Origin of the sequence: Amycolatopsis sp. NPDC059657, from assembly GCF_042734395.1 — a bacterium.
Lineage (GTDB): Bacteria > Actinomycetota > Actinomycetes > Mycobacteriales > Pseudonocardiaceae > Amycolatopsis.
In genome coordinates this window covers 38,850-49,098 of the sequence record NZ_JBHWEB010000028.1, presented here as the reverse complement: position 1 = coordinate 49,098, position 10,249 = coordinate 38,850, and the positions used below count along the sequence as shown (strand labels likewise).

Sequence of the window (10,249 nt, the reverse complement as noted above, 5' to 3'; positions counted from 1 at the left end):
CCGGGGGACCGTGGGGGTCCGTGTTAATCACCGCAATGCGCTTTTTTCGGGCTCGTTTTTTTCCCCGGGGTTACCAACGGTTGGGAACACTCACGACCAACGGAGATCAGGTGGTCGCGCGCCGTGGTGTCGATCCACGTCGGCCGGGGTTATGAGTCCCGGCTGGTTGCCGAACCGCGCGCGGAGAATGGGGTGACCAATAAAAGGGATGACAAAGAAGAAAGCCGCCCGAATCGGTTTTCCGATGAGCGGCTCCCGTGACATGACGAGTACTACGTCATGGCCAAGAAGTCACACAGATCACAATCTTCGCGGGCATGGAGCCAGGATTCCGATGGCCACCGGGCGACGGGCACACGACAGCGATCGCGACGGCCATGCCTGGCCGCTGCGTCCCTCGCTCCCACATGTTCGTCATCGTGGCCCCTCTGCTTGATCGCGTGCATTCATGATTGCCCACTGGCACTTATGCGTCAATCGGGTTTATCGACCCCGCGCCATCGGTCAGAAGGGGAATTGGCCGTGGCGGCCCCCGATGGTCACGTCGTCGATGGTCTGGTCGCCGACGTGGACGATGCCGGTGCGCAGGCGGCGCGCGATCGCGAAGCCGCGGCCCGAGTCCTCGGTGATGATGCCTGCGGTCAGGCCGTACTCGGTGTCGTTCGCGATGACCGCGACCATTCGATCTGTCCACAATGGACGACAATGGCCTGGTGGCGTGGCAGGAGCGGACCTGAACACGCCACCAGGCCAAGACCAGCACCGGCAGGTCACCACCTGACGCGACGACCTTTGGATCCGGCGAAGGGAGTCTCCGCTACGGGTGCCGGATCGCCGAACCGGTCTTCGGCATGACGTGGCCGGTTGTCGCCAGTGCCGCCAACGCCGCGTCCCTGCCGGCAGGCACGGACCTGCCCGTCGTGCTGAAGTAGCCGGTGCGGGTGTCGTAGAGATGCACTTGCGCGGCACCGACATCGAAGTACATGCCGACCAGTTCGACCTCGTCGAGCTCTTCGGCACGGCGGACCACGGGGTACTCCCGCAACCGGTCCAGCTGCTGCAGCACGTTGTGCAGAGCGAGCTGGTTGGGCCCCGTCGGTGTCGGCTCGCCCTCGATACCGATCATCGGATGCGAGCGCGACCGCGCCAGGCTCGCCTCACCGTGACGCAGCCAGGAACTCAACGCCGGCGCCCCGGAAGGCGCGCCGTCGAGCAGCGCCTTCATCGCCCCGCAGGACGAGTGCCCGCAGACGACGATCTCCCGCACCTTCAGCACGCCGACGGCGAACTCCAGCGCGGCACCGATCGAGGTGTCCGTGCCGTTGTCGCTGCCCGCGTTGTCGGGCACCAGATTCCCGATGTTGCGCACGGTGAACAGGTCACCTGGCCCGCTCGTGGTGATCAGGTTGGGCACGATCCTGGCATCGCCACAGGTGATGAACAGGGTCTGCGGCTGCTGTGAATCGGCCAGCTTGCTCAACGCCGGTTTCACCAGCTTCGAGGTCCGCCGCTGGAACTCCTCCGTGCCGCGCCGCATCGAACTCTGCAGCGGCACGCTGACGCCCGAACCGGGTGTCAGCGCGGGGCCTTCCGCCTGCTGCCAGTCCGACCACGGCGCGAACCAGCGCGGTACCACCGGATTCGCCTTCGCCTTGTGCACGGTCGGCTCACCTGCCCGTCCACGTTCGAACCACGGGTGACCGACCTCGTCGACGATCACGATCCCGCCGGTGCTCTCGTGCGCTTTCTGCCAGGTGGTCAGCGTGTCGAACGCGGCGTGGTCCATGTAGTCGACCACGAGCTCCAACGTCACCCTGCTGCCGCGGGGCAAACCGCCCAGCACCAAGGACAACCGGGGAATCGACAGCGCGGCGAGCGCACCCTCGACCACGACACGCCAGTGTTCGCCATCGGGTTCGGCCCGGATTCCGGACCACAGCAGACGGCGCAGCATGAGCACCGCCGCGAGCCCGATCCCGATCATCACCCCGGTCAGCAAGTCCAAGCACACCACGCCGGCCAGCGTGATCAGGTACACGGGCAGGTCACCGTGGCGGCGAACCTCCCGCGCGTGCGTGAGGTTCAGCAGCTTCGCGCCCACGTAGACGAGCAGCCCGGCCAAAGCGGCCAGCGGAATGGTGCGCAGGAGCCCCGCGAAGACCACGACGAACAGCAAAATCCACAAGCCGTGCAGTATCGCGGACATCCTGGTCCTGGCACCCGCGTGGACATTGGTCGAGCTGCGCACGATCACGCCGGTGACCGGCAGGCCGCCCAGCGCGCCGGAGGCCATGTTCGCCGCGCCCTGCCCGATCAGTTCACGGTTGAGGTCGGCACGCTGTCCCTTGTGCATCTTGTCGGTCGCCACGGCCGAGAGCAGGCTCTCGACACTCGCCACCAGTGCGATCGTCACCACGGCCATGCCGAACCCGAACCAGCCACCGGACGGGAACACCGGCACGAACCTGATGTCGAGCAGATTGGCGGGAGTCTCCACCTTCGCCACGTCCAGTCCGGTCGTGGCCGCCAGTACCGTCGCCAGCACCACCGCTGCCAGCGGTCCCGGGATCTTCTGGATCGCCTGCGGCATCTTGCCCCAGAACACCAGCACGATGATCGTGAGCACGCCGATCAGCACAGCGGGCTCGTGGTGCTCGATGATCTGCCGTGGCAGCGCCTTGATGTTGGCGATCGGCGAACTCTCCGGCCCGCCGCCGAGCACCACGTGGAGCTGGGCGAGCACGATGGTCACGCCGATACCGGCGAGCATCCCGTGCACGACCGCGGGCGAGATCGCCAGCGCGGCCCGTGCGATCCGGCTCAAGCCGAGCACCACCTGAAGCGCACCCGCCAGCAGGGTGATGGCGCAAGTGGTCACCCAGCCGAACTGGTTGATGGCATCGGCCATGATCACCGTCAGCCCCGCCGCGGGCCCGCTGACCTGAAGCACCGAACCACCGAGCGCGCCCGCCACGACGCCGCCGACGACGGCGGCGATCAGGCCGGCGACGATCGGCGCACCCGACGCGAGTGCGATTCCCAGCGACAACGGAACCGCGACGAGGAACACGACCAACGACGCCGGAACGTCGTAGCGCAGATTCTCCCGCAGCGATCGCCACCTCCCCGTCCCCGACGGCGGCGCGTGTTCCCACTCGCTAGTCACCTTGCTCATTGTTCAATTCCTCCGCGATCGACGGCGATGTGGCAGTGGCGGCATGACCGGCGACGGTGACGGTGACCGACCCCGACACAAGAGATACCGCAAAACCAAGCGGAGGTGTTCCATTGGTAAAGAAAAGTTGCATAGAGCTTTACTTATATGTCCGGCTCGCCGCCGCCGATGATCGTTTGATCGTCTGCAGTGGACGAACACGTCACACCACGCAGCCGACCTTCGAGTGATGCGGCCTCGTCAACCGCCTTTCGAGTGCAGCCGGCGACCTGAATGAGTGCGACAGCTCACAGCGGATCCCGACTCTTACGTCGCGCCGTGAAAAAGAAATGAAACGAAAGCACCTGGCCAGCGAACCAGACATTTCGGTACACTTCGCTCGGACTGATCACTTCAAGGGGGAAATCGATGCGTTTGTGGCATGCCGGCAGTGTGGCCGCGGTGGTCTCGCTGCTCAGCGGGCTCGCCGTCACCGGTACCGCGGTGGCAGGCAGTCCGAACTGCGAGGACTGGTGGACCATCGACGACACGGCGCGGACCGTGTTCACCGACAGCACGAAGTCGGTGAAGTTCTGGGGACACCGCAGTTGCGGCGGCACGTCACCCCAGTACTGGTCGGCGCCTTATCGCCCGGACGAACCAGGTGACTACTCCTGGGAAAGCGTCAAGACGTTGCACGGCAACGACCCCGGCGCGATCGCCTATGGCTTCGAACTGCGCAGGCAGTCGCAGGGCTGGGTCGCCGTGGGATTCGCCGCCAGCCACGGCTGAGACGGCCATTCCCCGGAGACCTGAGCCCGCGAGGTCCACTTCGGACTGTGTGGTGTGCGTTCGCTACCGGAGTGCTGTTTCCACCCGAGCCGCGAAGTCCAGCACCGCGTCGGACCTGAGACGCCAGCCGCTCGGGCTCTGGCGATGAAGCGTGCGCACGACCAGCAGCCCGCCCTGCTGAAGCGGCTCGATCGCCAGCAGCCGCTCCACCTGCCAGGTGTGGTTGTGGTCAGGCCCGGCCTTCGTGACGGCCAGTGCGTTGGCCTTGTCCAGCAAGGCGTTCAAGCGGCCCGTGATCGCCGGGTCCCCTTCGAACCGCGACGCACCCAGCGCCACCCGGGTGCGCACCGGCACCGCCAAGGGCACGGCGTAGAGCAGATGCCCCAGGCCGACGCTGCGGCGCAGCCCCGAGCGTCCGCTCATGATCGAGGCGCGTAGTTCGAACGGCCTGGGCGCCTGGGCGTCGACGTAGACGAAACAGTGGGTCGGCGCGGGCATTCCGCTGAACCGCTCGCGCGGTGGCAGCAGGCTTCCTGCCGGGACGCCGTCGCCCTCGGCGGACAGTGTCATGGCCGCTGGTGCCGGATTGAGGCCGAGTTCGCTTCCGAGTGCTCGGGAGATGTCGGCCGTCACCGTGTCCAGGTCACTGTTCCGGCCGGTCCAGATGGCTGCGGGCATCTCAGGCGTGTGCCGCGGTTTCCAGTTCGTTCAGGCGTTTCAAGGCCGCCTGCTGTTCGGCCTGGAAGCGGCCTGGGCGCGCCCGGGTGAGCTCGCGCCAGTGCTGGGCCGCCGCCTGCGCGTGTGTCATCGCTTCCGCCAGGCGCCCCTGTGCGGCCATCTCGTCCCTGCTCCGGTCGAACTGCTGTGCCTGACGCAGCAGAGCCTGCGAGCGATCTTCGACCGGCGCCGGCGCGGCCGCTTCGGCCTTGGCGACCTTCTTCTTGCGTACCGAAACGCTGAGCCAGCCGACCAGACCGATCAGCGCCCCTGTGAGCAACAGGGAGACCAGCTTGTGCAACACATCGGACATACGTGTTCCCGTTCATTCGCAGCTCTGCCGGACGTGACCGGCGTTCCTGCCGGGACACTAGAGAGAGCGCATGAAATCTCGATGACACGTTTGGCGGAAAGGCTGGCACTACCACGATCGTCCACTGTCCACTACTGCTCGAAGCCCCGCCCGATGTTTCACTTGTGCGCAGGAGCTAACCCCCCAAGCCGGCTCCCCCAGGTTCCCCAACGACACGGGGAACAGGAGGGCTGCCCGCACCACGCTGTGATCAGGCCCGGCGTCCGTGCGGGCAGCCCGATGGGAAAACCTCAGAGCAGCTTGCCTCCGCGCAACGTCTCCGCGTACGAGAACACATAGCCGGAGCCGACCTCGACCGGCGCCAGGCCTGCGAAGTCGGGGTCCAGGGCGTCGAACAGGCGCAGATCCGCCGCGCCTGTCCAGATTTCGGAGAACTCGACGTCGGTCACCTCCGAGGTGACGAGCTGCGAAAGCGGGGTCTCGCCGGAGACCCAGCCGGGGAAGAACCGGGTGTGCACCAAGGGAACAGCGTGCAGAAGCGGCGGCTCGGCGATCTGGTGCGACGGGAGCACGGTGGCTTCCGCGACACGCTTGCCGTGCACCGACAGCGTCCCGTCGAACCGGCCGGGCGCGCCGGGGCGCGGACCCGCGCGGCCGACGGTCTTCGGACGGATCTGGTGGATGTCGCCGAACTGCTTGGGCATGCCCTGGATCCAGCCGCGGATCATCGGCACCGGCGCGTCGACCCAGGCGTACGGGCAGCGCGCGAGCTGACGGCCTTCGTACTCGCAGGCGATCAGGATCAGGAACTCGGTGAACTGGCAGCGCGCCGGGTCGGCGAGTTCCGCGCCGTCGTCGGAGCACCACTGCCAGTCGGCGAACACCGCCGCCGCGGCGCCGGGGTCATCGCCGAGGCTCAGCTCCGGCGGCAGGAAACGCCTGGCCACCTCGGGGTCGATCCGGTAGTCGACCATGATCACGTCGCCCGCGAAATGCCATGGCGGCGGGGTGATCATCGAAGCGTCGCCGGTCGGCGACAGCGGCAGGCTGTATCCGACCGGGCCCGCGATCGTGCTGGTCATGTCCACTCCAAACTGGGGATCCACGAACCGGCCAGCGCGCGTCCCGCGGCGGCCAGTCGTTCGGGTGAGTTGAGGCTGTACGCCAGCCGGACGGCCGAGCCCGGCCCGTCGCCGAACCGGGCACCGGCGGCGACGTTCACCTCGGCCGGGACGCGCACCTCCCCGGCGAAGCGCAGCCAGAGGAAGTAGCCGCCGGTGGGCACGCCGAAGTCGAACGGCCCGCTGAGGTTGTCCACGAGCGCGTCGCGCCGCGCCTTGAGCTGGTTGCGCAGCCACGCCAGGTGCCGGTCGTAGTCGCCGGACTCCAGCAGGGTCGCGACGGCGAGCGACGTGACGTGGTTGGCCGACCCGCCGCTGGCGAACAAACCGTGGCGTACCAGGCGTTTCACGACTCGCGGGTCAGCGATGAGGAAGCCGAGACGCAGGCCGGGCGCGATGGTCTTGGAGAACGTCCGCAGCCGGATCACGCCCTCGTACCCGGCGAGTTCCGCCATCGACCGGGGCACGTCGCCGTCCAGCGCGAGGTCGGCGTACGCGTCGTCCTCGACGACGAGCACGCCGTGCCTGGCCGCGACTTCGAGCAGCGCACGCCTGCGTGCTTCGGGCACGACGATGCCGGTCGGGTTGTGAAAAGTCGGGTTCAGGTAGACGAACGCGACCCTCCCCCGTTCGGCGATGATCGCGTCGTGCAGCGCCTGCGGGTCCATGCCGTCGCCGTCCATGCCGACCGCGCGGGTGCGCAGCCCACGGTCGGTGAGGATCTTGCGGCCGAGGTCGTAGGCGTAGCGCTCGACCAATACAACGTCCTCTGTGGACGCGAACATCGTCGCGATGAGATACAGCGCATGGGAAGTACCCGCCGTGACGAGCACGTGCCCATCCGTGCAGCCGGCCCGGCGCGCGGCCGCCGCCCGGAACGGCAGCGCGCCTTGATCATCACCGTACGCCAGCGCCGCGGAACCGAACTCCGCGAGCGCGTCGCGGTAAGCCTTCGACAAGAGATCGACAGGCAGCAGCCCGGGGTCGAGGTAGCCCGGCCCGAGGTCGATCACCCCGGCCGGGCCCACCTGCTGGACGACTCCCTGGCTCCACCGCCGCCGATGGGACAGTGGCCCGGCGGAGTCCATCAGCCCAGCACGGCCCGCAGCGCGTTGGTGGCCTTGGTGACCGCTTCCGCCGAGCGGGACAGCGCGATGCGCAGCGAGTGCTCGCCTTCCTGCGGGCGCGCCCAGTGGAACTGGTGGCACGGCAGCGCGAAGACGTTGTGCTCACGCAACGCGGTCCAGACCTCCAGCCCGGTACGCGAGCCGACGTCGAGCCGCTCGACACTGGCGCGGCTGTCCGGGTCGGGGAAGCTGATGTCCGGGATGCCCGCGAGTCCATTGCGGAGTGTCGCGCGGTTGGCCGCGATGAACTGGTGCAACTCGGCGAGCCCGCCGCCTGCGGCGTCCTCCGAGAAGCGCTTCACCATCGACAGCACCAGCGGCGAGACGCCGAGCAGGATGTCCGAGTAGACCTTCGCCAGCGGCAGGCCGACATTCGCCGACGAGGCGAGCCAGCCGATCTTGAGCTCCAGCGTCGGCCACAGCTTGCCGGTGTCCTCGATGACAACCCAGCGGCAGCCGGACTGCTCGAGTACCGCGTAGTGGTCGTAATGCGCGCGGGTGTCGAAACCGCGGAACGAAGTGTCCAAAGTGAGCACGACACCGTGTTCGGCGCACTGCGCGGCGAGGCGGCGCAGGCGTTCCTCGGTCACGACCTTGCCGGTGGGGTTGTTCGGCGTGGTGACGAACAGGCAGCCGAGCGAGCGGAGCAGGTCGGCAGGCAGGTCGTCGTCGTGCAGCCAGTGCTCCTCGACCGGAACCAGCCGCATGCCGACGCCGCGCAGGATGTCCGGGATGTTGTCGAAGGTCGGGTGCACCAGCCCGATCGCGTCGGTCGTGGTGGCCAGCGCGCGTGCGAAGATCTCCATCGCCACCGAAGACGAGTAGCAGGCGAGCACCCGGCCGTCGGCGCCGGGATGACTGTGCTGGCCCAGCAGTTCGAAGTAGGCACGCTGTGCGGAGCGTTCCACCTCTTCGACCGGACGCTTGACCGCGTCCGCCCACAGGCTCGGCAGTTCGTCGATGATCCCGGCCTGTGCCGGGGTGAGGGCCTGGCGGGCGTGGCCGTCCGAGAGGTTCAACGGGCTGTTCAGCGCCAGGTATTCGAACTGGGTCAGGTTGCCGGGGCTGGTCGCGATTTTACTGTCCTGCATTCGGATCACAAGCACCTTTACGTTGAAGGTTTAGGTTTTGTCGTGCTTGGAGCCCACCGGCCATTTCAAGAGGGAATTCGACCGGAGACTCACCGGCGAGATCACCGGGACGATTCCGAGGCTAGCAGGAAAATAATCAACAGCAATCAAATCTCACTGCGCACACCGCCACGTCGAGGCTGACCTGCACGTTTTCCCTAGAAATCAAGACCATTGCGCAATTCGGTGACATTAAGGGATCCTGCCGGACAGACAATTCCGTTCCGGAGGTGCATGCCCGTGCCGGCCACCACAGCGATTCCCGATACATCCGCCCAGGCCCTCACCGGTATCCCGAGATTCCACTGGCGGGCGGTACTCGGCGTGAGCGTCGCGCTGACCGCCGGTTTACTCGTGCTGGCCGGTCGTTACGGCTATTACATGGACGAGCTGTACTTCCGGGTGGCGGGCCGCAACCTCGCTTGGGGCTACATCGACCAGCCACCTCTGGTCGCACTGCTCTCGCGGGTGCAGACGTTCCTGTTCGGCGACACGCTGTTCGCCATCCGCGTGATCCCCGCGCTGCTGACCGGCCTTTCGGTGTGCGTCGCCGCCTTGATCGCCCGCGAACTCGGTGGTGGAGGCCGCGCGCAGGTACTCGCCTCGGTCGCGGCGTCGGCCTCACTGGCGACCATGGCAGCCGGGCACGTGCTGCACCCGACCGCGGTCGACCACGTCGTCTGGGTGACGGTCTGCTGGCTGGTCATCCGGCTGCTGCGCACCCGCGACGCCCGGCTGTGGCTGGCGATCGGCGCGGTCGTCGGCGTCGGCATGCTCGCGAAGTATCTGGTGGTACTCCTGGTGATCGGGCTCTTCGCCGGGCTGCTGATCGCCGGGCCGCGGCAGGTGCTGCGCAGCCGGTATCTGCTCGGCGGGCTCGCGGCCGGGCTGGTCATCGCGGCGCCGGTGTTGATCTGGCAGGGCGTGAACGGCTGGCCGCAGTTTTCGATGGCCTCGGAGCTTTCCGGGTCGTTCGGGGTGGACACCGCGATCGGTTTCGTGATCGGGCAGTTGATCATGATCGGGCTGTTCCTGACGCCCCTGTGGGTGACCGGCCTGGTCTGGCTCTTCCGGCGCCCGGCGTATCGGTCGCTCGGCGTCGCTTATGTCGTGCTCGTGGTGCTGCTCGTGGCGATCGGCGGTTTCGCGCGGTACACCGAGGGCCTGCTGACCGTTTCGCTCGCCGTCGGCTGCGTGCCCGCGGTGGCCTGGCTGAAGTCACTGCCCTGGCGCGTGCTGATGACCGTTGCCATCGTGGCCAACGCCATTCTCGCCGCGGTCATGTCGGTGCCCGTTCTGCCGATCGACGCTTATGGCGCCGATTCACCGCTGAGCGGAGTCGGCGACGCCCAGCTCGGGCAGGCCGGCTGGGACCGGCTGACCGACCAGGTCGCGGACGTCTACCTCTCGCTGCCGGAGCCGGATCGCGCGCACACGGCCTTGCTGGGCTGGAACTACGCGGAGGCGGGCGCTTTGGACCGCTTCGGCCCGGCGTCGGGATTACCCGCCGCGTACAGCCCGCACAACTCGTACTACGACTTCGGGTTCCCCGGCGACGACAAGACCGTGGTGATCGCCGTCGGCACCGACGCGGCGACATTGGCGCCGCACTTCGCCCAGTGCGCGGTCGCGGCCTCGCTCAAGTTCGACCTGCCGCATCTCGACGAGGGCAAGCCCGTGCTCGTCTGCCGGACGCCACTCGAACCTTGGCCCACCCTCTGGCCCAAGCTCCGCTGGGTCGGCACCTTCTGACCAGGGGTCGTGCACAGACGGCCAACACCCGTGCAGGACCGGCAATCTCGCGTACGGGAAGAGCAATCTCGCGTGCACGAAGGGCAATCCGCCGTGCAGGAGGAGCGATCTCGTGTACGCGGGGAGCAAGGGCTCGCCTCCGC

Annotated in this window: 9 protein-coding genes; 2 read left to right on the top strand and 7 right to left on the bottom strand. The window is 67.5% G+C overall.

The features are described 5' to 3' along the window. Window positions 1–504 precede the first annotated feature (504 nt). A complete protein-coding gene (locus ACFV15_RS17650) occupies window positions 505–696 on the bottom strand; it encodes an aldehyde dehydrogenase family protein (protein ID WP_378351522.1) in 192 nt (63 codons plus the stop codon). 121 nt (window positions 697–817) lie between these two features. Further along, window positions 818–3,175: a SulP family inorganic anion transporter gene (locus ACFV15_RS17645; RefSeq protein ID WP_378351521.1), complete on the bottom strand. Its 2,358-nt coding sequence runs from the start codon at window positions 3,173–3,175 to the stop codon at window positions 818–820. Window positions 3,176–3,583: 408 nt separating this feature from the next. Here ACFV15_RS17645 and ACFV15_RS17640 point away from each other — a divergent pair, with 408 nt between their 5' ends. Continuing rightward, window positions 3,584–3,946, top strand: a complete 363-nt coding sequence (locus ACFV15_RS17640; RefSeq protein ID WP_378351520.1) for a hypothetical protein — start codon at window positions 3,584–3,586, stop codon at window positions 3,944–3,946. Window positions 3,947–4,009: 63 nt separating this feature from the next. Here ACFV15_RS17640 and ACFV15_RS17635 read toward each other — a convergent pair whose 3' ends face one another. The 5 genes from ACFV15_RS17635 to mppP all read right to left on the bottom strand — a co-directional run bounded on the left by ACFV15_RS17635 (window position 4,010) and on the right by mppP (window position 8,315). Continuing rightward, window positions 4,010–4,624, bottom strand: coding sequence for a hypothetical protein (locus ACFV15_RS17635; RefSeq protein WP_378351519.1), 615 nt, complete (start codon window positions 4,622–4,624; stop codon window positions 4,010–4,012). A gap of 1 nt (window position 4,625) precedes the next feature. Then, window positions 4,626–4,976, bottom strand: a complete 351-nt coding sequence (locus ACFV15_RS17630; protein ID WP_378351518.1) for a hypothetical protein — start codon at window positions 4,974–4,976, stop codon at window positions 4,626–4,628. A gap of 290 nt (window positions 4,977–5,266) precedes the next feature. Continuing rightward, window positions 5,267–6,058: an enduracididine biosynthesis enzyme MppR gene (mppR, locus tag ACFV15_RS17625; protein WP_378351517.1), complete on the bottom strand. Its 792-nt coding sequence runs from the start codon at window positions 6,056–6,058 to the stop codon at window positions 5,267–5,269. Beyond that, window positions 6,055–7,185, bottom strand: coding sequence for a PLP-dependent aminotransferase family protein (locus tag ACFV15_RS17620; RefSeq protein ID WP_378351516.1), 1,131 nt, complete (start codon window positions 7,183–7,185; stop codon window positions 6,055–6,057). Before ACFV15_RS17620 ends, mppR begins: the two co-directional genes overlap by 4 nt. After that, on the bottom strand, window positions 7,185–8,315 hold the full coding sequence (gene mppP, locus ACFV15_RS17615; RefSeq protein ID WP_378351515.1) for an enduracididine biosynthesis enzyme MppP: 1,131 nt from the start codon (window positions 8,313–8,315) through the stop codon (window positions 7,185–7,187). Before mppP ends, ACFV15_RS17620 begins: the two co-directional genes overlap by 1 nt. Before the next feature lie 279 nt (window positions 8,316–8,594). Between mppP and ACFV15_RS17610 the strand changes: the two genes are divergently transcribed. After that, window positions 8,595–10,106: a glycosyltransferase family 39 protein gene (locus tag ACFV15_RS17610; RefSeq protein WP_378351514.1), complete on the top strand. Its 1,512-nt coding sequence runs from the start codon at window positions 8,595–8,597 to the stop codon at window positions 10,104–10,106. Window positions 10,107–10,249 lie beyond the last annotated feature (143 nt).

Bases quoted from the DNA above. Each gene is read 5' to 3' on its own strand.
- ACFV15_RS17645 (WP_378351521.1), bottom strand. From the start codon at position 3,175: ATGAGCAAGGTGACTAGCGAGTGGGAACACGCGCCGCCGTCGGGGACG.
- ACFV15_RS17640 (WP_378351520.1), top strand. From the start codon at position 3,584: ATGCGTTTGTGGCATGCCGGCAGTGTGGCCGCGGTGGTCTCGCTGCTC.
- ACFV15_RS17635 (WP_378351519.1), bottom strand. From the start codon at position 4,624: ATGCCCGCAGCCATCTGGACCGGCCGGAACAGTGACCTGGACACGGTG.
- ACFV15_RS17630 (WP_378351518.1), bottom strand. From the start codon at position 4,976: ATGTCCGATGTGTTGCACAAGCTGGTCTCCCTGTTGCTCACAGGGGCG.
- mppR (WP_378351517.1), bottom strand. From the start codon at position 6,058: ATGACCAGCACGATCGCGGGCCCGGTCGGATACAGCCTGCCGCTGTCG.
- ACFV15_RS17620 (WP_378351516.1), bottom strand. From the start codon at position 7,185: ATGGACTCCGCCGGGCCACTGTCCCATCGGCGGCGGTGGAGCCAGGGA.
- mppP (WP_378351515.1), bottom strand. From the start codon at position 8,315: ATGCAGGACAGTAAAATCGCGACCAGCCCCGGCAACCTGACCCAGTTC.